The 24,444-nt window shown below is 52.7% G+C and carries 19 protein-coding genes; 15 read left to right on the top strand and 4 right to left on the bottom strand.

Annotated features, from left to right (window positions below; all coding sequences use genetic code 11):
- Positions 1 to 24 precede the first annotated feature (24 nt).
- On the top strand, positions 25 to 1,008 hold the full coding sequence (nrdF, locus tag GW590_RS03685; RefSeq protein ID WP_169401683.1) for a class 1b ribonucleoside-diphosphate reductase subunit beta: 984 nt from the start codon (positions 25 to 27) through the stop codon (positions 1,006 to 1,008).
- Between the two features lie 162 nt (positions 1,009 to 1,170).
- On the opposite strand, the gene GW590_RS03680 is transcribed toward nrdF, so the two are convergent.
- On the bottom strand, positions 1,171 to 2,691 hold the full coding sequence (locus GW590_RS03680; protein WP_169401682.1) for a lytic polysaccharide monooxygenase: 1,521 nt from the start codon (positions 2,689 to 2,691) through the stop codon (positions 1,171 to 1,173).
- 44 nt (positions 2,692 to 2,735) lie between these two features.
- On the bottom strand, positions 2,736 to 3,671 hold the full coding sequence (locus tag GW590_RS03675; RefSeq protein ID WP_169401681.1) for a lytic polysaccharide monooxygenase: 936 nt from the start codon (positions 3,669 to 3,671) through the stop codon (positions 2,736 to 2,738).
- 860 nt (positions 3,672 to 4,531) lie between these two features.
- Between GW590_RS03675 and proV the strand changes: the two genes are divergently transcribed.
- The 10 genes from proV (at position 4,532) to emrB (ending at position 15,559) form a co-directional block, all read left to right on the top strand.
- Entirely contained in the window at positions 4,532 to 5,731 is a 1,200-nt protein-coding gene (proV, locus tag GW590_RS03670; protein WP_169401680.1) for a glycine betaine/L-proline ABC transporter ATP-binding protein ProV, read from the top strand.
- The gene (gene proW, locus GW590_RS03665; protein ID WP_408014911.1) at positions 5,731 to 6,921 is read left to right on the top strand and encodes a glycine betaine/L-proline ABC transporter permease ProW; all 1,191 of its coding nucleotides are present in this window, start codon (positions 5,731 to 5,733) and stop codon (positions 6,919 to 6,921) included. Before proV ends, proW begins: the two co-directional genes overlap by 1 nt.
- A 13-nt stretch (positions 6,922 to 6,934) precedes the next feature.
- A complete protein-coding gene (proX, locus tag GW590_RS03660; protein ID WP_169401679.1) occupies positions 6,935 to 7,945 on the top strand; it encodes a glycine betaine/L-proline ABC transporter substrate-binding protein ProX in 1,011 nt (336 codons plus the stop codon).
- A 226-nt stretch (positions 7,946 to 8,171) separates the two neighbouring features.
- Entirely contained in the window at positions 8,172 to 9,362 is a 1,191-nt protein-coding gene (locus GW590_RS03655; protein WP_169401678.1) for an MFS transporter, read from the top strand.
- Positions 9,363 to 9,542: 180 nt separating this feature from the next.
- Positions 9,543 to 10,301, top strand: a complete 759-nt coding sequence (locus GW590_RS03650) for an AzlC family ABC transporter permease (protein ID WP_169401677.1) — start codon at positions 9,543 to 9,545, stop codon at positions 10,299 to 10,301.
- Positions 10,291 to 10,635 carry an L-valine transporter subunit YgaH gene (gene ygaH / locus GW590_RS03645; protein WP_169401676.1) on the top strand — a complete coding sequence of 115 codons (345 nt, stop codon included), beginning with the start codon at positions 10,291 to 10,293 and terminating at the stop codon, positions 10,633 to 10,635. Before GW590_RS03650 ends, ygaH begins: the two co-directional genes overlap by 11 nt.
- Positions 10,636 to 10,803: 168 nt before the next feature.
- The gene (gene mprA / locus GW590_RS03640) at positions 10,804 to 11,319 is read left to right on the top strand and encodes a transcriptional repressor MprA (RefSeq protein ID WP_169401675.1); all 516 of its coding nucleotides are present in this window, start codon (positions 10,804 to 10,806) and stop codon (positions 11,317 to 11,319) included.
- A gap of 27 nt (positions 11,320 to 11,346) precedes the next feature.
- Positions 11,347 to 12,801: an efflux transporter outer membrane subunit gene (locus GW590_RS03635; RefSeq protein WP_169401674.1), complete on the top strand. Its 1,455-nt coding sequence runs from the start codon at positions 11,347 to 11,349 to the stop codon at positions 12,799 to 12,801.
- Positions 12,802 to 12,827: 26 nt separating this feature from the next.
- Positions 12,828 to 14,006, top strand: a complete 1,179-nt coding sequence (gene emrA, locus GW590_RS03630; protein WP_169401673.1) for a multidrug efflux MFS transporter periplasmic adaptor subunit EmrA — start codon at positions 12,828 to 12,830, stop codon at positions 14,004 to 14,006.
- A gap of 17 nt (positions 14,007 to 14,023) precedes the next feature.
- Positions 14,024 to 15,559 (top strand): multidrug efflux MFS transporter permease subunit EmrB, encoded by a 1,536-nt coding sequence (gene emrB, locus GW590_RS03625; protein ID WP_169401672.1) that lies wholly within the window; start codon positions 14,024 to 14,026, stop codon positions 15,557 to 15,559.
- Positions 15,560 to 15,733: 174 nt separating this feature from the next.
- Here emrB and GW590_RS03620 read toward each other — a convergent pair whose 3' ends face one another.
- Positions 15,734 to 16,867: a tRNA/rRNA methyltransferase gene (locus GW590_RS03620; protein WP_169401671.1), complete on the bottom strand. Its 1,134-nt coding sequence runs from the start codon at positions 16,865 to 16,867 to the stop codon at positions 15,734 to 15,736.
- A 216-nt stretch (positions 16,868 to 17,083) separates the two neighbouring features.
- Here GW590_RS03620 and trxC point away from each other — a divergent pair, with 216 nt between their 5' ends.
- From trxC to pssA, 4 genes are all read left to right on the top strand, one after another.
- Positions 17,084 to 17,503: a thioredoxin TrxC gene (gene trxC / locus GW590_RS03615; RefSeq protein WP_169401670.1), complete on the top strand. Its 420-nt coding sequence runs from the start codon at positions 17,084 to 17,086 to the stop codon at positions 17,501 to 17,503.
- A 165-nt stretch (positions 17,504 to 17,668) separates the two neighbouring features.
- Positions 17,669 to 18,373 (top strand): tRNA-uridine aminocarboxypropyltransferase, encoded by a 705-nt coding sequence (locus GW590_RS03610; protein ID WP_169401669.1) that lies wholly within the window; start codon positions 17,669 to 17,671, stop codon positions 18,371 to 18,373.
- 60 nt (positions 18,374 to 18,433) lie between these two features.
- Positions 18,434 to 21,109 carry a bifunctional acetate--CoA ligase family protein/GNAT family N-acetyltransferase gene (locus GW590_RS03605; RefSeq protein ID WP_169401668.1) on the top strand — a complete coding sequence of 892 codons (2,676 nt, stop codon included), beginning with the start codon at positions 18,434 to 18,436 and terminating at the stop codon, positions 21,107 to 21,109.
- Positions 21,110 to 21,367: 258 nt separating this feature from the next.
- On the top strand, positions 21,368 to 22,723 hold the full coding sequence (pssA, locus tag GW590_RS03600; protein WP_169401667.1) for a CDP-diacylglycerol--serine O-phosphatidyltransferase: 1,356 nt from the start codon (positions 21,368 to 21,370) through the stop codon (positions 22,721 to 22,723).
- 88 nt (positions 22,724 to 22,811) lie between these two features.
- Here pssA and hpxO read toward each other — a convergent pair whose 3' ends face one another.
- Positions 22,812 to 23,969: an FAD-dependent urate hydroxylase HpxO gene (gene hpxO, locus GW590_RS03595; RefSeq protein ID WP_169401666.1), complete on the bottom strand. Its 1,158-nt coding sequence runs from the start codon at positions 23,967 to 23,969 to the stop codon at positions 22,812 to 22,814.
- Positions 23,970 to 24,444 lie beyond the last annotated feature (475 nt).

The following is a 24,444-nucleotide window of genomic DNA, read 5'->3' as shown; positions in this document are numbered from 1 at the left end:
CTGAATAAATTTTAAGGAAATGCTATGAGCCCGGTGAATCCCCTGGTGCCTTCAGCGCCGATCAGCAAAGCCATTAACTGGAACAAGATCGAGGACGATAAGGATCTCGAAGTATGGAATCGTCTTACCGCCAACTTCTGGCTGCCGGAAAAAGTGCCGTTGTCGAACGATATCCCCTCTTGGGCAACCCTCAACGCAGAGGAAAAGCAGCTGACCATTCGCGTGTTTACCGGCCTGACATTGCTGGATACACTGCAAAATATCACCGGTGCCCCGGCGCTGATGAAAGATGCGGTCACCCCGCACGAAGAAGCGGTGTACTCCAATATCTGCTTTATGGAAGCGGTACATGCCCGTTCCTATAGCTCTATTTTCTCTACTCTGTGTATGACCTCAGACGTTGATGATGCCTACCGCTGGAGCGAGGAAAATGTCGCGTTGCAAAACAAGGCGGCGATTATTCTGGCGTACTATCACGGCGACGATGCCTTAATGAAAAAAGTCGCCAGCGTATTTCTTGAGTCTTTCCTGTTTTATTCGGGCTTTTATCTGCCGATGTACTGGTCCAGCCGGGCAAAGCTGACCAACACCGCCGATTTGATCCGTTTGATCATCCGCGATGAGGCGGTGCATGGCTATTATATTGGCTATAAATTCCAGCAGGCATTAAAGCTGCAAAGCGAGGAGCGCCAACGGCAGATAAAACAGCAGGCGTTTGATCTGATCCAGGATCTCTATGACAACGAAGTGCGCTATAGCGAAGAACTCTATGACGGCGTCGGCTGGAGCGAGGATGTTAAGTCCTTCCTGCATTACAATGCCAATAAGGCGCTGATGAATCTCGGTTACGAAGCACTGTTTCCGGCCAGCATGGCGCAGGTCAATCCGGCCATTTTATCGGCGCTCTCGCCCAATGCTGATGAAAACCACGATTTTTTCTCCGGCTCTGGCTCCTCTTATGTGATTGGCAAAGCGGTCAATACCGAAGACGAGGACTGGGATTTTTAATAAAAAAATATCCCCGATAAATCGGGGATACCAGGCATCTGACAAAGTCTGTTTTTAGGGAGAGAACACCGTTGGCGTCGTAGCGGGCTTGCCCGCCGGCGCAGCCGCAGCTGTGCTATGCCCCTGTATCTTGATCATCAAGAGGACTTGGTCATTAGCCGATTACTCGGCAATCCACACCGCGTGCTGACCGGGGATATCGCCACGTGTCCAATAGGCCGCTTTATACTTTTTGCCCTGGTAAGTGACATGATCGCCACCGTTGTACGGTGTTGAGGCACTCCATGCCGCCACCTGACTGCTATCGGCCAGTTTCCATGAGCCATCGCTGCCAGGCGCACTGCGCGTCCAATAGGCGGCAATATAGCGCACACCCTGATAGGTCACTTTATCACCCGCCACATAGGTGGCAGCAGATTGCCATGCCGGATATTCGCCGGTCGCCGGGATCTCAGGCTTATCTTCACCGCTGCTCTTGGCTTTCACCGTCACGGTGACAGTCTTTACATCCCTGGTGCCATCGGCACCGGTCACCGTCAATTGATAAACCGCATTGCCGGTAGTATTGGCCGGGATCAGCGCGCGCACGGTAGGTTTGGACAAGGTTGCGGTCCAGGGTTTGCCGGCCGCTTCCTGCAGCCAGAAGCCTTTGGTCAGGGATTTCCATTGCACGGATTTGGCGTTTTTACTGTTTGAACCATCCAGCGTATAGCCCGCCGAGACATCTTGCTCCTCGACGGTAAAGTTGGCAGGGACCACCGCGACCGGGGCGTTAACGTCAGCAGCCTTTACCGCCTTCAACGTTACGGTTTTGCTCGCAGAAATCTCTTTTGCATTGGTGACGGTCAATTTTACCTGCACATCAAAATTGCTGGTCGCCTCCTGTTTCAAACGAATACTGGCTTTACTGCCGGTGTTTCCAGTCAGGATCACTTTGTCGCTATTAGTTATCACCTGCCAACTGTAGCGCAATGACTCTCCACTGGAAGCGCTGGCATCCAGCATCAGATTGCCAGTGGATAAGCGATCGCTGCTTATCTTGATATCGGCCACCGGCTTGGCCGCCTCTTCTGAGCCATTGTCATTGCTGCCATCAAATTTGACATCAATAATCTGGTAGAAGCTATTGCCGGTATTATTAATACGCCAGACGGCATAAATCAGCTGGTTGCCAGTGCGCTCCGGAACATTACATTCATGAGTCACATTGTTTGGCGGGGTAACGCCGGCCATATCTTCCTGGCAAAACGGGGTATCTTCAAACATGCTGCGCGTCAAAGTGGCATTATTGGCATTACTCCAGCCAGGCTTGGTAATGTAATATTTAAAATTGGTGGTCGCATGAGGTGCAGTTAAATACCATTTAATTTGCTGCCATCCCGGCTTGATATTAATACGCTGCCAGTCTGAACGTTCATTATCAAAGGTGGCCGCGCCATACCAGCCGCCACTGGCTATTTTGCCATCTGGCGGGAAGTCACTGGCGGTTTTTGGGGCTTCTACACTCTGCGGCTCATAGGTCACCTGACCACAGTTTTTATTCAGCCCTTTCTGGCAATTTACCGCACGGCTGGCAGGCTGGCTAACATAACCGTGAGCGCTAACGGCAGCCGAATACAAGGCCGCAGAACTTGCGGACAGTGCCACCAGGGTAGCTAAAAAGGTTTTTTTAAATTGTGTCATTTCCATATTCCAAATAGAGAATTAAACAGATGCCAAAAGGTTTTTTAATTAACCGAAATAACGGCACTGGTTAAATAGCTGTCCTCAGCCACATAGATATTATTTATTTTATGTTGTGCAGGGGTCACATCTCCCTCTGTGCTGCGCACCCCGGCGCGAATATCAGCGTGTTGGCCATTAATGGCCTCGGCAAGGATTGCTGACCAGCGAGTTTCTTCCCCGGCCTTGATGGTCACTTTGGTTTCCAGGTTTGGCTCTTCATCCGCGCCAAAGAAGCGGGCACGCACGACATCCCCGGCTTTAACAGCGATTGGCATATCGATGGTGGCGATCTCTTTTTGCCAGTTGACCAGCTCTGCAGGGGCGACCTGCCCCGCCGACTTCGCCACCTTGACATCGATAATGTTATACAGACTTTGCCCATTGGCCTGATCCGCTACGGCATAGATCAACTGATAGCCCTCACGCGGCGGTAGCTGGCAATGGTGGGTGATGATGCCTTGCTGGATCTTTGTCTCATCGCCGGACGCCTGACAGAAAGGAGCGGCGGCGAAGCTGGCAGTCGTCAGACGATGTTTGCTGTCGAGGGTGTGCTGCCAGTTTGGTTGGGTGATGTAGTATTTCCAGCCGGTAATAGTAGAAGGGGAAGTGATTTGCCAACTGATATCCAGCTTACCGCCCGCTATGCTGTTTTTTTGCCAGCGGGTGGCACTCTCGCTATCCAGGGCCTGATAACGATCCAGCCCGCCACTGGCAATGGCGGAGGGTGGAAAACCCGTCGCCGTGGTTGCCGACTGGATTAATGCCGGTTGAAAGGCAGCAAAGTCGCCACAATTCTGGTTCTCACCGGTTTGACACAAATGTGCCCGCGCCGCTGGGGAGGAAACATAACCACTTGCTGCGGCGCTATGGATGGACATAGCACCAACAGGTGCCAGAGCAACCAATACAGCCAGTGTTTTTACGGGTAAAAGTGCCATCTCTTTATCCTTATAGAAAACAAAAATTACGTCCTTAAACCAACCCATTACGACAAAGAGGGTTTTCGACAGAAATATTCCGAAATAAAATGGCATATTGTTTGTTGAGAATGTTGGAGTAAAAGACGAGAAATTTCTGCTGCGTTAGAGGATAGAGAAAGTGCTGCCATTACTCAGGGGCTGAACGCTCAGGGACATCGCAGGCGGCAAAATAATCGCACAGCAATAGCCAACCTATTTTGCTGTTATCGGCACTGCAAACATGAAACTCACAGTGCAATATTTCTCGTAACCAACTGTTTTATCACTTGGCCGATTTAGCCAAAAATCCAGAAAAATCCCCCACCTATTTCCCGCAATGAGCTCAGGGCTACTTCCTTATTTACAAGTAACCGTTAGTCGCATTTCTCATCAGCGACAGGCAAAAAAAACGCCGATTATTATCCCCATAAGCACCTAACGAAAAAAATATCAAAAATCGACTTTTTCAGCTTATTTGCATCGTAATAACCACTCTTGCAAGGCAAAAATAAAATCATAAAAAACATACAGATATAACAAAATCACTCTATTAATCAACCAGGGAAAATATTCAAAAAACACTCAACAAGAGTAATTGCCATTTCAAATAATAATTAATATAGCTTGATCCGCAAATATCCCTTGCCGGGCAAGGGCTGAGAGACGAAGGATAATAATATAATCAGCACATTCCTAATTCTTAATCAAAATGAGTGAGACTTGTCTCAGAATCTGAGTGTGTTAGGGTATAGGCCGCTTGATATTCCGCTGACAGGAAATTTTATCACCACTATTCAAACAACAGTATTTGAAATACGACCAAGGAAACGAAAAATTGCATGGCAATTAAAATCGAAGTAAAGAACTTATATAAAGTCTTTGGCGAGCATCCTGAGCGAGCCTTTAAGCTGATAGATTCCGGCAAGGGTAAAGAAGAAATTTTTGAGAAAACGGGTCTGTCACTTGGCGTAAAGAACGCCAGTCTGGCCATTGAAGAAGGCGAGATTTTTGTCATCATGGGGCTTTCCGGTTCCGGAAAATCGACCATGGTACGCCTTCTCAATCGTCTGATAGAACCAACCCGTGGCGAAGTGCTGATCGATGGCGAAGATATTGCCAAAATCTCCGAAAGCAAGCTGCGCCAGGTGCGCAGAAGCAAGATCAGCATGGTTTTCCAATCCTTCGCCTTAATGCCGCACCTTAACGTGTTAAACAATACCGCCTTCGGTATGGAACTGGCCGGGGTGCCGACGCAGGAGCGCAATGAAAAAGCGCTCGATGCCCTGCGTCAGGTCGGCCTGGAAAATTATGCCCACTCCTACCCCGACGAGCTGTCCGGCGGCATGCGCCAGCGCGTTGGCCTGGCCCGCGCCATGGCAAATAATCCTGATATTTTATTGATGGATGAAGCCTTCTCGGCGCTGGATCCGCTGATACGTACCGAAATGCAAGACGAGCTGGTCAAACTGCAATCACTGCATCAGCGCACCATTGTCTTTATTTCCCACGATCTCGATGAAGCCATGCGCATCGGCGACCGCATTGCCATTATGCAGGGCGGCGAGGTGGTGCAGGTGGGGACACCGGAAGAGATCCTCAATAATCCGGCCAACGATTACGTACGCACCTTCTTCCGTGGTGTCGATGTCAGCCAGGTATTTAGTGCCAAGGATATCGCCCGTCGCCGTCCGGTGACGCTGATCCGTAAAACCCCGGGTTTTGGACCCCGCGCAGCCTTGAAACTGCTGGAGGATGACGACAGGGAATATGGTTATGTGCTTGAACGCGGACAGAAATATATCGGCGTAGTGTCGCTGGATTCGCTCAAAAGCGCGCTAAAAGAGAACCGTTCGCTCGACAGTGCCCTGCTGGAATTACCGGCACCGGTACCGGCTGACATGCCACTGAGCGAGCTGATTTCTCAGGTCGCCGCTGCACCTTGTGCCGTGGCGGTGGTTAGCGAAGAAAATAACTATATTGGCGTTATTTCCAAAGCCATGCTGTTGCGGGCTCTGGACAAAGAAGGGGCGACAGAATGATGCATTCATCAAGTAATTCTATCCATCATGCGGCAATGCCGATGCAAACCGTGGTTCAACATGCTCAGGCAGCACAGGCAGCCGATGCGGCCAGCGATCCCTGGGCCACACCGACGCAGACCGCAGCGCCAACCGATGCCGCGGCCACCAGCAGCGATCCTTGGGGCGGCAGTGACGCCGCCACCAGCACCACCCCGGATGCCGGTCATCACGCCGTGGCGCAAAACAGCGACAGCTGGCTGAACGTCGCGCCAGAACAGCATCAGCACTTCAATATTCTCGACCCGTTTCATAACACGCTGATCCCACTGGACCGTTGGGTGACCGAAGGGATCGACTGGCTGGTGATGCACTTTCGCCCGCTGTTTCAGGGGATCCGTGTACCCGTGGATTTTGTGCTCAGTGGTTTTCAACATAGCCTCGAGGCCCTGCCCGCCCCGCTGGCGATGCTGATTTTTGCGCTGATTGCCTGGCAAATGGCCGGTCTGGGCATGGGTGCCATCACCCTGGTTTCGCTGATTATTATTGGCGCCATCGGTGCCTGGTCACAGGCGATGGTCACGCTGGCATTGGTGCTGACTTCGCTGTTCTTCTGCGTACTGATCGGTCTGCCGCTTGGTATCTGGCTGGCACGCAGTAAAGGGGCGGCCAAAATTATCAGACCGCTGCTCGATGCCATGCAGACCACCCCGGCCTTTGTCTATCTGGTGCCAATTGTCATGCTGTTTGGTATCGGTAATGTTCCCGGCGTGGTGGTGACCATTATCTTTGCCCTGCCGCCTATCGTCCGTTTGACGATCCTGGGTATCAAACAGGTACCGGAAGATCTGATCGAAGCCGCCGAATCCTTTGGTTCCAGCCCCAGTCAACTGCTGTTTAAAGTTCAATTACCGCTGGCCATGCCAACCATTATGGCCGGGATTAACCAGACGCTGATGCTGGCACTGTCGATGGTGGTGATCGCCTCGATGATCGCCGTTGGCGGTCTCGGTCAGATGGTATTACGGGGGATTGGCCGGCTGGATATGGGTCTGGCCTCAATTGGTGGCGTGGGTATTGTCATTCTGGCGATTATCCTTGACCGCCTGACCCAGGCCCTGGGCCGCGACCGTCGTAGTAAAGGCGGACACCGTTGGTTTACGCATGGCCCTATTGGCCTGATAAGCAAACCTTTTATTAAAAAAGCTTAAGGACACCATGACTATGACGCAACACTTATCCAACAACAGCCTGTGGGCGATCGTCGCCCTGACCACTTTTAGCAGCACTGCCGCTTTTGCCGCGGATTTACCGGGTAAAGGCGTGACCGTAACGCCGATTCAGAGCACCATCAGCGAAGAAACCTTTCAGACCAAAGTGATTGATAAAGCGCTGGAAAAACTGGGTTACAACGTCCAGCCCATTCGCGAAGTCGATTACAACGTCGGCTACACCACCATTGCCGCAGGTGACGGGACCTTTATGGCCGCCAACTGGATACCGCTGCATGACAGCATGTATAACGCCGCCGGGGGCGACAAGGTGTTTTATCGTCAGGGAACCTATGTTACCGGCGCGGCGCAGGGTTACCTGATCGACAAAAAAACCGCCGAGCAGTATCACATCACCAATATCGCGCAGTTAAAAGATCCCAAAATCGCCAAACTGTTTGATACCAACAACGACGGCAAAGCCGATCTGACCGGTTGTACCCCGGGCTGGGGTTGTGAAGCCGCGTTGAATGCCCAGATTAGCGCCTATGGTTTGACCGACACCGTGCAGCACAATCAGGGTAACTATTCGGCGATGATTGCCGACACCATTACCCGCTACAAAGAGGGCAAACCGATCCTGTATTACACCTGGACGCCTTACTGGGTCAGTAACGTACTGGTACCCGGCAAAGATACTGTCTGGTTGCAGGTGCCGTTCTCGGTGATCCCCGGCGAGAAAAATGCCGATACCAAACTGCCTAACGGCAAGAACTACGGCTTCCCGGTCAGCACCATGCATATTGTTGCCAATCTGAAATGGGCACAGGCCAATCCGGCGGCAGCCAAACTCTTTGCGATTGCCAAACTGCCGCTGGCGGATATCAATGCGCAGAACGCCGCCATGCATGCCGGTAAAAGCTCAGAAGCGGATATCGAAGCGCAGACCAACGGCTGGATCAAAGCGCACCAGGCAACCTTTGATGGCTGGATCAACGAAGCCACCGCGGCTGCCACAAAATAAACCTGCTATTTTAATCATCGCCATAAGGCCGGGTGTCAAAACCCGGTTTTTTTTATTTTTTATCCCAGTCAACGGGTTGTTCCCTCTGGCGTTTAGCGCTGTTCTGCAAAAAATAAGCAACAAGAATACTTCTCACGGTAATTATTCATTGGATTATCAGTTTTACTCACGGATACTGGCAACCTGAAACCTGCATTAATATCGACTTATTTAACGAAAAAAGCCTATGACAACTGCAAGCCAACATCCGCTATCGATCCTGACTCCCGGTCTTATCCTGTTGATGTCCATCGCCACTGGCCTGGCTGTTGCCAGCAACTACTACGCCCAGCCGCTGCTGGAAACTATTGCCCGGGAGTTTCATTTATCGGTCAATCAGGCCGGTTTTATCGTTACTACTGCCCAGCTTGGTTATGCGTTTGGCCTGTTTTTCCTGGTGCCGCTCGGCGATATGTTTGAACGGCGCAGTATGATTGTGGTGATGACCTTACTTTCTGCGGCCGGTCTGCTGATCATCGCCAATGCTTCATCGATCACCATGATGCTGATCGGCACCGCGCTGACGGGGCTGTTTTCTGTCGTCGCCCAGGTGCTGGTGCCGTTGGCTGCCACCCTGGCGGAACCGGCACGCAGGGGCAAAATCGTCGGGATGATTATGTCAGGCCTGTTGTTGGGGATCTTGCTGGCACGCACCGTGGCCGGTCTGCTGGCCACACTGGGTGGCTGGCGCACTGTCTACTGGGTGGCCAGCCTGTTGATGACGATAATGGCAGTGGTGTTATGGCGCACGCTGCCGCGCCACCCACAGCATACCCAGCTTAACTATCTGCAGTTGATGAAATCGATTTTTACCCTGTTCTTTTTTACCCCGGTGTTACGTACTCGCGCGTTACTGGGCATGTTTATCTTTGCCAATTTTAGCATTATCTGGACCTCGATGGCCTTTCTACTGGCCGGGCCCAACTATGGCTATTCCGAAGGGGTGATCGGCCTGTTTGGCCTGGTCGGTGCCGCCGGTGCCCTGGCGGCAACCCGCGCCGGGCAGTTGGCCGATCGCGGTAAAGCCGCGTTGACCACCACCTGCGGGCTGGTGCTGTTACTGCTTTCCTGGCTGGCTATCGCCTACGGGCAGCATTCGGTGATCTCGCTGATTATCGGCATTATTTTGTTGGATTTGTGTGTGCAAGGCGTGCATATCACCAACCAGACGGTGATTTATAAATCGATGCCAGAAGCGCGTAATCGTCTGACATCCGGCTATATGACTGCCTATTTTATTGGCGGTGCGGTGGGTTCGCTGGTGTCGGCTTTTGCCTTTCAACGTGCAGGCTGGAATGGCGTTTGCACCGCCGGGGTGATTTTCTGCGTGATTAATCTGCTGATCTGGCTGCTGGGTCACAAGCATAAAATTGCCTGATTTTGCCGATAAACCAGAAACACATTGCCAGTGTGATAATCACGCCCCTAATTAGCATGCATATAGTTCTTTACGAAATTTTTTAACCTAAAGGGTGTCAAGAGTACTAACAGTCTGATATTATTTTCAGCATAAATTATACGCGAACGAAACATATTCCTTTAGCCAGTAAACATAATTATGCACAGCAACATCGCTCAAGAACATGCGTCAGCGCCTCGCGTTTCCACTTTTGCCCAAGGCATTTTTGACAGCTTGCCCATTGTTATTGGCTACCTGCCTGTCGCTTTTGCTTTTGGGTTAAGCGCCGTCAAACTGGGGTTTTCGCCCGCCGAGAGTCTGCTGTTTTCCATTTTGATTTATGCCGGTGCCAGCCAGTTTGTGATCACTGCGCTGCTTAGCGCTGGCATGTCGTTGTGGGTATCGGCTCTTACCGTGATGGCGATGGATGTGCGGCATATTTTGTATGGCCCCTCGTTGCGCAGCCGCCTGGGGAAAAAGATCAATGGGCCAAAAACTGCCATCTGGGCCTTTGGGCTGACCGATGAAGTCTTTGCCGCGGCAACAACCAAGCTGATCCGTGACCAGCGTAGTTGGAGCGCCGAGTGGATGTGTGGGCTTGCCCTCTCTTCATGGATTGCCTGGGTGATCGGCACTGGCGTTGGCACGCTGTTCGCCAATGGCCCGCTGGAAGCCTACCCGGCGATAGAAGCCTCGCTCTCCTTTATGCTGCCCGCGCTGTTTTTGAGTTTTTTACTGGCCGCCTTCAAGCGTCAACACAGTCTGGTGTTTATTGCCTCGTTAACCGGGGCACTGGCTGGCCTGATTTTTTACTCTATCCCTGTCGCCATTCTGTGCGGCATTGGTGGCGGTTGCCTCGCATCGCTGCGAAAACCGTCCCCTTCCACCTTGACCAGGAATGTCACTGATGAGCAGTAACGTGATTATTGTCTGCCTGGTAGTGGGCGCGGTGAATTACCTGTTCCGCTATCTGCCATTGCGCCTCGGTGCCGCGCGTAAAACCGCATCATCCACCCGACCTGCATGGATAAATCGGGTGTTGGACAGCATAGGTATTGCCTCAATCTGCGCGCTGCTGGTGGTCTCGAGCACGCCGGATATCCTGCGCGATGCCCATAGATTGCTGCCAACTCTGGCAGGTTTTGTGGTGCTGGCACTGATGTTCTGGCGCAGTAAAAGCATCATCTTCTCCACCCTTGCCGGCGCCGTCTGTTACGGGCTGGTCTTCAAAATCATGCTGCTCTCTGGATAAAAAATCTTAAATTACCGTGGTCAAGTCCGCCTGGTCACAAAATAAAAAGTATGGCACCTGCAACCGTTATGAGATGACACGAATAGCTAACTATTTCGTCGATCATAACATTTACATTATTAATTACACTGGTTACTATCTCAATTGTAACTAATGAGGTTTCTCACAATGGAAAGTTCATTCGCACCTATCGAACACATGTTAAATTACCGCGCTAAAAAACAGAAAGATTTCCCTTATCAAGAAATCCTGTTGACGCGTCTGTGTATGCATATGCAAAGCAAGCTGTTGGATAACAGAAACAAGATGCTGAAAGCCCAGGGGATCAACGAAACGCTGTTTATGGCGTTGATCACGCTGGATGCCCGGGAAACGCACAGCATACAACCTTCAGAACTGAGCGCTGCACTGGGGTCGTCTCGTACCAATGCGACCCGCATTGCCGATGAGTTAGAGAAGCGCGGATGGATCGAAAGACGTGAGAGCGATAATGACCGTCGCTGTCTGCATTTGCATCTGACTGCAGACGGAGAAGCTTTTATTCAGAAGTTGTTGCCACCTCAGCACAAAAGTTTGCATTTTCTCTGGTCAACCCTGGATATCGAAGAGCAAAAACAGCTGGAAACGCTTACGCGCAAGCTGTTGACACGCCTCGACCAGATGGATGCAACCTCAACACAATAACCTACTATTTGTTCAGGTAATTAAGCCATGTCACTTCCAGTCAGCTGGAGCTTTACGCCGCTGTTTGCTGTTTTATTGTTGGCGGGCTGTGCTTCCAGCAATAATATTGCACCTCAGTCCACCTTGCTGGATAACCAGCGGTTGAATTTGGCGCAGCACAAAGTCAGTTCATTGACCATCAGCCCACAGTGGTGGCGGAACCTGCAAGATCCACAGCTTGATAGCTTAATGACCGAAACGCTGCAAAGTTCGCCGTCGTTACGCCAGGCCGCGGCACGCGTGCGTGAAGCGCAGAGCGTTGTCGGCGAAGCCAATGCAGCCAATGGTCCTTATGTTGATTTAAACGCATCAAGCAATCGGCAGAAAATCTCTCAGAATACCTTCCAGCCTTTCCTTGGTGGCTATCCCGGCAATCCGGTGTATGAGACCACCAATAATCTGGGTGTCAATCTGAGCTACGAGTTTGACTGGTGGGGTAAATATCGTAATCAGGTCAATGCAGCCAAAGCCCAGGTGGACTCCGCCCGTGCCGAACAGGCACAGGCCGCGCTGACCTTGTCGAGCTCGGTGGCTGCCACCTACTACCAGTTGCAAAGTAACTATGCCGTACTGAAAGTGCTGCAGCAGGAAGTCGATAATAATCAACATTTGGCCGATCTGCGTAAAGCGCAGTATCAAGCCGGTGTTTACGGTATTGATATTCCTCAGCAAACCCAGGCCCAGGCGGATAGTGCCAAACAACAGACCATTGAACTGCAATCGCAGATCGACCAACTGAAACACCAGTTGGCGGCGTTGGCAGGCAGAGGCCCGGATGCCATGGACCATTTGCATGCCGTCGATCTGCCGGGTGACAGCCTGCTGGCACCGAAAGGCGAGCTGACCCTAGAGCTGCTGGGCAAGCGTCCCGATATTGTCGCCCAGCGCGATCTGGTGGAGTCTTATTCCCAGCGCATCCAGGCGGCAAAAAAAGAGTTTTACCCCAGTCTGTCGATCAGCGCCTTTGCCGGTTTGAGTTCGACCAACTATGGCAATACCAGCCCGAACCTGCTGGAAGCGGCCAGCCAGGCGTGGAATATCGCCCCGGCCATTTCGCTGCCCATTTTCCATGCTGGCGCACTGCGCAGCAAACTCGGCGAAGAATCGGCGTTATATGACCAATCCGTTGAATCCTATAACCAGACATTGTTAAACGCTATTCAACAAACTGCCGACGCCATGACCGTGCAAAAAAGCTCGGCAAGCCAGCTGCAGCAAGCCTTATCGGCTGAGAAATCCATGCAGGATGTCTATCGCGTTGCCAATGCCCGTTATTCAGCAGGCACTATCGGTCGCGATCAACTGCTCACCAGCCAGGCACAACTCCTGCAACAGCAACAGGCTGCGTTAAATGCCGCCAGCCAAGTCTTGCAGGCAAAAATTAGTTTAATCCGTGCGTTAGGGGGCGGTTATCAGGCCCCAGCCGCGGAAACAAAAGCATAATAAAGAGACCCAGCGTGGAGAAAAATATGAGCGCAAACGCGGCAGATCAGCAGCAGACCCCGCCACCAGCAAGAAACAAAAAGAAAACGCGCAGAGTCGCCCTGCTCCTTTTAACCGGATTTTTTGTCATTATCGCCATTGCCTACCTGATCTACTGGTTTTTGGTGTTACGTCATTTTCAGGAGACGGATGATGCCTATGTTGCGGGTAACCAGGTGCAGATTATGGCCCAGGTCTCCGGCAGCGTAACCGACGTTAATTTTGATAGTACTGACTACGTCAAAAAAGGCGATCCGTTAGTGGTGCTGGATCCGACCGATGCCGAACAGGCCCTTGAACGGGCCAAAACGGCGCTGGCCAACAGTGTGCGCCAGACGCATCAGTTGATGATCAACAGCAAACAGTTTCAGGCCAATGTCGGCCTGCGTCAGACCCTGCTTAGTCAGGCCCAGGCTGACCTGAAACGCCGGGTGATCCTTGGCAATGTCGACGCCATTGGTCGTGAAGAGTTGCAGCATGCCCACGATGCTGTCGATAGCGCCAAGGCGCAGCTTGACGTCGCCGTACAGCAGTTGAATGCCAATCAGGCAATGGTGCTCAACACCCCGGTGGCGCAACAGCCACAGGTGCTACAGGCTGCCGCTCAGGTTCGTGATGCCTGGCTGGCGCTGCAACGCACCAAAATTGTCAGTCCGGTAGACGGTTTTGTTTCTCGCCGCAGTGTGCAGATTGGTCAACAGATCAATCCTGCTACCGCACTGATGGCGGTGGTGCCGGCGGAACATATCTGGGTGGATGCCAATTTTAAAGAAACCCAATTAGCCAATATGCGTATTGGCCAGGCGGCGACCGTGGTCAGCGATATGTACGGCAATAACGTGGTCTATCACGGCAAAGTGGTGGGTATGGATATGGGCACCGGCGGGGCCTTCTCATTGCTGCCAGCCCAGAATGCCACCGGCAACTGGATCAAAGTGGTACAACGTCTGCCGGTACGTATTGAGCTGGATGCCAACGAAGTGAAACAGCATCCGCTGCGAATTGGTCTCTCTGCCCTGGTCAATGTGGATACACAAGATCGCAACGGCCTGATCCTCGCGGATACGGTACGCTCGGCACCTTTGTATCAGACTTCGGCCCTGACGTTAAATCTCGCACCGGTTAACGCCATTATCAATGACGTTATCAATGCCAATGCGGGTTGAGTTGATCGGAGGCCATCATGGCTAGAAAACCGCTGGAAGGTGCACCACTCGCCTGGATGACAGTGGCGCTGGCAATGGCTACCTTTATGCAGGTGTTGGACTCGACGATCGCCAACGTGGCGATCCCGACCATCGCCGGTAACCTGGGGGCGTCAAACTCCCAGGGTACCTGGGTTATTACCTCGTTCGGGGTCGCCAATGCGATCTCGATCCCCATCACCGGTTGGCTGGCAAAACGCATCGGTGAAGTGAGGCTGTTTTTGTGGGCCACCGGGCTGTTTGCCGTTGCCTCATGGCTGTGTGGTATTTCCAGCAGTCTGGAAATGCTGATCTTCTTCCGAGTGATCCAGGGCGTGGTGGCAGGTCCACTGATCCCGCTATCACAAAGTCTGTTGTTAAATAACTATCCCCCCGCCAAGCGAAGTACCGCCCTGGCGCTATGGTCAATGACGGTGATCGTCGCCCCGATCTGCGGCCCGATCCTCGGCGGTTATATCAGTGATAACTATCACTGGGGATGGATCTTCTTTATCAACATTCCTATCGGCATTGTGGTGGTCTTGCTGACGCTGAAGACGCTGAAAGGTCGTGAGACCGAGACGCAGATCAGACCCATTGATACCATTGGCCTGGTGTTACTGGTGGTCGGCATAGGCTGTTTGCAGATCATGCTCGATCGCGGCAAGGAACTGGACTGGTTTAGCTCGCCGGAGATCATCACCCTAACCATTGTCGCCGTGGTGGCGCTGTCGTTCCTGATTGTCTGGGAGCTGACGGATGACCACCCGATCGTTGATTTATCGTTATTTAAATCGCGAAACTTTACCATTGGTACGCTCAGTATCAGCCTGGCCTATATGCTCTACTTCGGCTCTATTGTGTTATTGCCGCAGCTATTGCAGGAGGTATTTGGCTATACGGCCACCTGGGCGGGTCTGGCATCGGCGCCGGTGGGGATCTTGCCGGTGGTGATGTCACCGATCATCGGCCGCTTTGCCCATCGTCTGGATATGCGCTGGCTGGTAACCTTCAGTTTCATTATGTATTCCGTCTGTTTTTACTGGCGTGCTTATACGTTTGAACCGGGAATGGGGTTTGGTGCCTCGGCGTGGCCGCAGTTTATTCAGGGGTTTGCGGTAGGTTGCTTCTTTATGCCATTGATAACTATTACGTTATCAGGCTTGCCTCCTTCGCGGATGGCGGCAGCATCGAGCCTTTCAAACTTTACCCGTACTCTGGCGGGTTCGATCGGCACATCGATCACCACCACTATGTGGACCGATCGGGAATCTTTGCATCATACGCATATGACCGAAAGCATCACGCCGTTTAATCCGGTGGCGACGCAGGCCTACTCGCAGTTGCAAGGTATGGGGATGAGCCAGCAGCAGGCCTCGGGCTGGATCGCCCGGCAGATAACCGATCAGGGGTTGATCATCTCGGCCAACGAGATCTTCTGGGCCGCCGGTGGGGTGTTTATTATCCTGCTGGTTGTCGTCTGGTTTGCCCGCGCCCCGTTTACTGCAGGCGGTGAAGGCGGCGGCGCGCACTAACGCTAGCGCTTGCTTGATAAACAAAACGGACGCCATTGGCGTCCGTTTTGTTTGATGACAAAGTCGTCTTGATGATTGAGATACCCGGGCATAGCACACCTAGGGGCGCTCTCCCTAATAACGGACTTTGTCAGCAGTCTGAACGGACGCCGTTTTTACTAGACCCGACGCCGATCAGGCCTGGTTTTGACGCCACCATTCGGCCAGCAGAATACCGGTTGCCACCGAAACGTTCAGGCTTTCTACTTTACCGGTACCGCCGATGGAGACGTTGAGGTCACCCTGCTGCCAGGCGCTATCGGACAAGCCGTCGCTCTCTTCACCCAGCACCAGCACCATTTTGGCCGGCAGTTCAGCTTTACCCAGAGCCGTACCCTTGTGACTGGAAGTGGTCACAATGGTGTAGCCCGCTTTACGGAAGCTGGTCAGCACATCAACAAAGTTATCGGCATTGATCGCTTTAATATGCTCAGCGCCGCCTTCGGCAGTGCGCACCGCCGCGCCAGATTCCAGCTGTGCCGGATCCTGGATCAACATGCCATTGATACCAAAGTGGGCGCAACTACGCATGATGCCGCCGAGGTTATGCGGATTACCGACATTCTCCAGCGCCAACACACAGTCTTTTACCGGTGCAGTTTGCAGATAGGTTTCTGCATCCAGTCCCTGACGTTTTTTAATCAGGAAGCAGACGCCACCGTGGTGCTCGGTCCCCGAGGCTTTAGCCAGCTCTTCGTCTTCGACAACATGGTAGGCTTTGCGGTTGGCCGCCATCCAGCGCAGAGCTTCACGAAAACGCGGGGTGACTGACTGGATAAACCAGGCGCGCACAATAGAGTCAGGACGGCTGGCAAACAGCGCCTGACAGGCATTTTCGCCGTAAACACGGGTCTCTTCCTGACGCTGACGACGCAGTTGATCGGGATCGATAAAGCTTTTGCCGCTAATACCACCGTGATCCGGCGCTGACTCATCGTCAGGAGCACGGGAAACGGTTTTCCACGGTGAGGAGTTTTCCCACGGTGAAGAAGAACCTGCGCCTTCATTGTCACGAGCAGGACGAGACGGACGAGGCGCACGTGAGTCACCCCGACGTGCATCCGGACCGCGAGATTCACCGCGTGAATCGCTGCCGCGACGCTCGTTGTTGCGACCTTCAAAGGGACGGGAAGCCGGGCGAGCTTTATCGCCAGGACGTCCTTTATTACTTGCAGGACGTTTATCGTTATTTCGGTTATCGCCGTCGTCGTCACTGCGGACGTACATCACTTTGACTTTGCCGTTCTTGCCATTAAAGGAATCGTTCATTATTTTCTCCACCTACGCGCTGGGCGCGAAGATTACCTGATGTCTGAGTGGTAAGCCACTTGCTTTGCACCAAAAGCTAAAAACTATCGTATCCATTGGATAAATCGCATTGTTCAGCCTCTGAGCAGACGCCATACTGATCACATATCTCAGTATCCTCATCACCCGCCAGGCTCAACGGTGACAGGATAGACGTCTATTACAGAGGCTAAACTTATGAATACGATTTGCTCATCATGCCAGGCGACGAACCGCTTGCCTGAAGACCGAATTGACGACGGAGCCAAATGTGGTCGCTGTGGTCAACCCCTGTTCCAGGGGGAAGTCGTGCACGCAACGGCAGCGACTCTGGATAAATACCTGCAAGACGATCTGCCGGTAGTTATTGATTTTTGGGCACCCTGGTGCGGCCCTTGCGTCAACTTTGCGCCCATCTTTGCCGATGTCGCGCAAGAGCGTGCGGGTAAAGTGCGTTTTATCAAGGTCAATACTGAAGCAGAACCTGAACTCGGTGCGCGTTTTCGTATTCGCAGCATTCCGACTATCATGGTGTACAATCAGGGTAAAATGGTCGATATGCTTAGCGGAGCTATGCCTAAAGCACCATTTAATAATTGGCTCAATGAATCATTGTAACGCATAACGACATTTACGGCCCATGCATTGTCTGATGGGCCGAGTTATTTCTGCTCTCTTCCAGCTCACCTTGTTGCCTTGCTTTATGCCGTGCGCAGAATGAAGGGTATATACCGCCGTCTGACATCTGATTAGAATAGCGGATTTACCGCAGCAGGACCTTTCATGCCAGACAATGCCGTACTGCGACTGCGCAGCCAGCGCCTCGCCAAATCTACCCGCCCCTATCTGGCCCGTGGCTCGCGGGTGATCCGCTGTCAGTCCTGTCTGCTGCCGAAGAGAAACTGTCTCTGTGGCCGGATCCCGGCACAGTTGGCCAATAGCCGCTTCTGCCTGATCATGTTTGATACCGAACCTTTAAAACCCAGCAATACCGGACGATTAATTGCTGATATTCTGCCTGATACTCAGGCGTTTATGTGGTCACGCACCGAGGTGGATCCCCAGTTACTGGCGGCGATTGCCGATCCAACGCGCCAACCCTATGTGGTTTTCCCCGCCTCCTTTGCGGACGCGCCACGCCAGGTATTTACCGAAATTCCCGCCAACAGCAAACCGCCGTTATTTATTATGCTCGATGGCACCTGGAACGAAGCGCGGAAAATGTTCCGCAAAAGCCCTTACCTCGACGGATTCCCGGTTTTTTCACTGGATGTCAGCGCCAGGTCAAGCTATGTGCTGCGCGAATCCCCCCGAGACGACCAGCATTGCACGGTAGAGGTCGCCGCCGCCTTGCTGGCAAAAGCGGGGGATATCGCCGCGGCGGAGAGCATGTCGGCGCTATTTACTTTATTCCGAACACAATATTTAGCCGGAAAACCTCATCAGCCAGTGCAGCAACTCACAGCATTGGGGGATGAAAGCCTCTAAACTCCGGGTAACGTAATCAGGCTGTGGCCCCACTGAGGACACAGCCAGACAGGAGACAGGATGAGCCAACGCGGGTTAGAAGCCTTATTACGCCCCAAATCCATTGCCGTGCTGGGCGCGTCGGATAAACCAGGACGTGCCGGTTATCTGATGATGCGCAATCTGCTGGGCGGCGGCTACAAAGGTCCGGTGCTGCCGGTGACCCCCGCCTGGCGCTCGGTATGTGGCGTATTGGCCTATGCCAACGTTGCCAGTTTGCCGATGACGCCGGATTTGGCGATTATCTGCACCCGAGCCGACCGCAACCTGGCCCTACTTGAACAGCTTGGCACGCGCGGCTGCAAAACGGTGATTGTGCTCTCTTCCCATCCCCGGCAATTTGCCGAGTTAAAAAGCACCGCCCAGCGCTATGCCATGCGCCTGCTCGGCCCCAATAGCCTCGGTCTTCTCGCCCCGTGGCTGGGACTCAATGCCAGTTTTTCCCCGGTGCCGATCCTGCCCGGAAAGCTGGCGTTTATTTCGCAGTCCGCCGCGGTGGCCAATACCATTCTTGACTGGGCGCAGCAGCGTTCGATTGGTTTTTCCTATTTTATTTCACTGGGTGACAGCCTGGATATTGACGTCGACGACCTGCTCGACTTTTTAGCCAGAGACAGCAAAACCAGCGCCATATTGCTGTACCTCGAACACGTCAGCGATGCCCGCCGCTTTTTATCCGCCTCACGCAGTGCATCGCGCAATAAACCGATCCTGGTGATCAAAAGTGGACGCAGCGCGCAGGCACAACGTCTGTTAAACAGCCCCCTAAGTCTGGATGCGGCCTACGATGCCGCCATCCAACGTGCCGGCTTGCTGCGCGTGCAGGATACCCATGAACTCTTTACCGCCGTTGAGACGCTAAGCCATATGCGCCCATTACGAGGTGAGCGCTTACTAATAATTAGCAACGGCGCTGCCCCGTCGGCCATGGCCCTGGATCAGTTGCTGCAACGTCATGGCAAGCTGGCGACTCTCAGTGAGGAAACCAGACAGCAGCTCGGTGCGCTGCTGGCCGCCAATATCACGGTAAGCAATCCGCTCGACCTGCACGACGATGCCAGCCCTCAGCTTTATAAGTCAGTGCTTACTGCGCTGTTAGATAGCCAGGACTATGACGCCCTGTTAGTGATCCATGCCCCTAGTGCTGCGGCACCGGGCACGCAGACTGCCGAACTGGTGATCGAAGCGCTACAGCAGCATCCACGCGGCAAGCGCGTCACCCTGCTAACCAACTGGTGTGGCGAATTCTCCTCCGTCGACGGGCGTCGCCTGTTTAGCGAAGCGGGAGTCCCCACCTACCGCACACCGGAAGGCGCGGTAACGGCATTTATGCATATGGTGGAATATCGCCGTAATCAGAAACAGCTAAAAGAAACCCCGTCACTGCCGCTGGATTTGAATAACAACACCGACGTGGCGCATCGACTGATCGGGCAAGCACTGAGCGAAGGTATCACCCGCCTGGATACTCATGAAGTGAAGGATATTTTGCAGGATTACGGTATGGCGGTGCTGCCCACCTGGATTGCCGGCGATAGCCAGGAAGCCGTGCGTATTGCCGAACAGATTGGTTATCCCGTAGCCCTTAAACTGCGCTCGCCGGATATTGATCACAACTCGGAAGTTCAGGGGGTAATGCTTTATCTGCGCACCGCCAGCGAGGTGCAGCAAGCCGCCGAGGCTATTTTCGACCGCGCAAGGCAGGCCTTTCCTCATGCCAAAATCAATGGCTTGCTGGTGCAAACTATGGCCAACCGGCCCGGCTCGCAGGAACTGCGGGTAGTGGTGCAATATGACCAGGTGTTTGGTCCGCTGATTATGTTGGGTGAAGGCGGTATTGAATGGCGTCCTGAGCAACATGCGGTGGTCGCTTTGCCGCCGTTAAATATGGCGCTGGCCAGATATTTGGTACTGCAGGCGCTAAAGAGTGGCAAAATACGCCAACGCAATGCGCTGCGTCCGCTGGATATCCCGGCGTTAAGCCATTTGCTGGTGCAGGTGTCCAATCTGATTATCGACTGCCCGGAAATCACCGAACTGACCATCCATCCGTTATTGGCGTCCGGCAGTGAACTGACCTTGCTCGACGTATCGATCCAGCTCAGCCCCTGTAGCGACGATCCGCAATCGCGCCTGGCAATCCGCCCTTATCCGCAACAGTTGGAAGAACGCGTCATTCTTAAGGATGGATCGGCTTGTCTGTTCCGGCCGATCCTGCCGGAAGATGAGCCGCTATTGAAAGCCTTTATCCAAAAGGTGACCAAAGAAGATCTCTACTATCGCTACTTCAGTGAGATTAACGAGTTCACCCATGAGGATTTGGCGAATATGACGCAGATCGACTACGATCGAGAAATGGCGTTTGTTGCGGTTCGCGGCCAAACCCATGATATTGAGATCATTGGCGTCACTCGGGCAATTTCCGATCCCGACAATATCGATGCCGAATTCTCGGTATTGGTGCGCTCCGATTTAAAAGGGCTGGGACTGGGCAGACGGCTGCTGGAGAAGATGATCGTCTATACGGCAGATCACGGTATTCTACGGCTGACCGGTATTACCATGCCCAACAACCGCGGTATGGTTGCCCTGGCCAATAAGCTGGGTTTTGACGTTGATATTCAATTATCCGAAGGTATCGTCAATCTTTCACTACCATTGCAAACCGCTTTTGTTAGCGCAACGACGGAAGAATAAGTGAATTTCTACCGTGCCTTTTTACAATGAAATGACAGGATCTGACAGATTTAGGACCATCCCTTAGGCAAATTTACGCACATCAGGGGTGACTAATGGTATTATCGACCGATTGTGCGGTCTGTTTTATTTGCCCAACGTCATGAAAAGTTGCAGCAAGGCAGTGAGCAAGTGTCGCTTATGCCCTGTCACCGCAACGATAACGGGTGACCCTGGACCGCAATTGCCATTCAATGAAGAGAGAAGAAGCGCACTGTGATGTTGTCAAAATTTAAACGAAACAAACATCAACAACATCTTGCTCAACTGCCAAAACTCCCCCAATCGGTTGATGCTGTACAGACCCTGTACAGTCCCGCAGATTTCCGTTCGACGCTGCTCGAAGCCATTGCCAACGCCACCCAACGGATTTATCTGGTTGCACTGTACCTGGAGAACGATGACGGTGGACGAGATGTATTATCTGCACTGTATGCCGCAAAGCGCCAGCGTCCGGAATTAGAGATCAGCATACTGGTTGACTGGCATCGCGCACAGCGCGGACGTATTGGTGCCGTCGCCGCCAATACCAATGCTGATTGGTATTGCCGTATGGCCCACGAAAATCCGGGCGTTATTGTGCCGATTTATGGTGTGCCGGTGAATACCCGTGAAGCGCTGGGTGTTTTGCATCTTAAAGGCTATATCGTTGACGACTGCGTGATTTACAGCGGCGCCAGCCTGAATGATGTCTATCTGCATCGTCACGATAAGTATCGCTACGACCGCTATCATTTGCTGACCAATCCGCAGTTGGCCAATACCATGGTCGATTACATTAAGAAATCGCTACTGGTCGCCAGTGCGGTGCAACGTCTGGATCGCGAAGATCGTCCGAAAAGTCCGGAGATCAAAAATGAGACGCGCCAATTCCGCCAAAGCCTGCGGGATTGCAGTTACCACTTCGCGGATCAGGCCTCAGCGAACGAACTGGCGGTAACGCCGATGGTCGGCCTGGGTAAACAGAATACCCTCAACCAGACCATTTATCATTTGATGGCCAGTACCGATGAAAAACTGACGCTGTGCACTCCCTACTTTAATATGCCGGCCCTGCTGGCGCGTAATATTATGGGTTTATTGCGTCGCGGCAAACAGGTTGAAATTATCGTCGGTGATAAAACGGCTAACGATTTTTATATTCCGCAGGACCAGCCGTTTAAAATTATCGGCGCACTGCCTTATCTTTATGAAATCAATCTACGCCGTTTTCTTAGCCGTCTGCAAAAGTTTATCGACAGCGGTCAGCTGATTGTTCGTCTGTGGAAGGATGGCGATAACAGCTACCATCTCAAAGGGATATGGGTCGACGATCGCTGGCAGTTGATCACCGGTAATAACCTGAATCCGCGGGCCTGGCGACTGGATCTGGAGAATGCGATCCTGATCCACGATCCCAATCAGGAGATGCTTGGCCAACGTCAGCTAGAGCTGGAGCATATTCGTCGACATACTGAAGTGGTTTCGCATTATATGGAACTGGAAACCATTCCTAATTATCCGGTAAAAGTACGCAAGCTTATCCGTCGTCTGCGACGTATTAGGATCGATCGCTTAATTAGCCGAATTTTGTGATCCGCCCGTAGCCTGATCCTATTAAGCCCGAGTATCTACCCGGGCTTTTTTATTAAAAAAATTCATTCAAATTACGACAACAGGCATTTTACTCCAGCGGTCCACCTAAAATGGTTTCGCACATCCCTGCCAGAATGCGCTCTCCGCTTTCCTGCCTGAGATCCTGGTACCACTGCTCGGTAACCGCCATTTCTTTACCGTGGGTAACGTCACAACGCTTACGGGCCTTGAGCACCAGATCTTTTACCCGATATGCCCGCTTTTGCTGATAACGCAGCAACGCATCTTCAATGCCCAGCGAATGATTTTGCAGCATATTAGCCAGCACCACTGCATCCTCCATGGCTGCACAACCCCCCTGGCCAATATCCGGCGTGGTACTATGACCGGAATCGCCAAGTAGTGCCACGCGGCCTTTAACCAGCTGCATAAAGGGATCGATATCGTGGATCTCTACGCGGTTGGTGGTCTGGGGATCAATCTGGGCGATCAGCTTCTGCACCGGATCTGCCCAGCCGGTGAAATAGCGCCGTAAATCGTCGCGAACCGTGCTGCGATCTTCGGCTAAACCTTTGGCCAGCGGTACATCAAAGAAGAAATAGAAACGGTTGCCGCTGACCGGCATCAGCGATACCCGTTTGCCTTCGCCAACAAAAGTGGTCCATTGATCGGCGGGAGCAATGCTTTCATCAATAGTTACCAGGCCGTTCCAGTTAACGTAACCGGCATAACGACGTTCGGTTGTATGCCCGAGAACATACTCGCGGACAGTGGAATGGGTACCATCGGCGGCGATCAGCAAATCACCAGTAGCCGAGCTGCCATCGTCAAACCAGGCGGTAACGCTGTCGGCATCCTGGACAACGCGCGTTACGCGTTTGCCAAATTGCACGCTATCGCGGCCATAGGTGTCGAGCAACATGTTCTGCAACTCGGCGCGCGCCACCGGATAAGGTTGTTCACCCACGCTGTCGATCAGCGGCTGCATGCTGAAACGCGTCATGGTCTGGCCCTGCCGGTAGTCTTTATACGCCATATAGCGCATTTGCCCGCCCAGCTCACGGATCGCCTCTTTCATACCAAGGTAATTAAGGCATTTCACCCCGTTTGGCCAAATGGAAATTGCCGCCCCCACCGGCTTGATCTCCTTTACTGCCTCGTATACAGCAGTTTCGATACCAAAACGCTTGAGCGCAATCGCCGCACATGCACCGCCAATACCGCCACCAATCACGATTGCTTTCATTTTTCTCTCCTCTAAGTCTTAAAGGAAAAGCAATTTCTGTACCAGAAAGCGGATTGGCAGCGAACGCCTTGTATACAATCTTAAGGGAAAGGATCAACAGCTATGGGCGGGAATATTGCGCTAAAAACAGGCAGAGAGTGGCCGTAATGATCCAGCCTGGTGCGGAGAAATAGTTAACCATATTGTCTTGCAGGCGACTCACCCAGTCCGATTTTAGGGAGAGTGCACCGTTGGGGTCGTAGCGGGCTTGCCCGTCGGAGCGCCCCCAGGTGTGCTATGCCCGGGTATCTCGATCTGCAAGACAACCTGGTGAGCGGTAACTCAAGCCAGACTCCCGTTTTTTCTGTTATTGCAGACAGCAAAAAGCCCTGTACGTCAGTACAGGGCTTTCCACTTATTTGATGCCTGGCAGTTCCCTACTCTCGCATGGGGAGACCCCACACTACCATCGGCGCTACGGCGTTTCACTTCTGAG

It is taken from the genome of Rouxiella aceris, from assembly GCF_012933545.1.
GTDB classification, from domain to species: domain Bacteria; phylum Pseudomonadota; class Gammaproteobacteria; order Enterobacterales; family Enterobacteriaceae; genus Rouxiella; species Rouxiella aceris.
The sequence above is the reverse complement of the archived record's forward strand: the minus strand, read 5'-3'. Positions and strand labels throughout refer to the sequence as shown.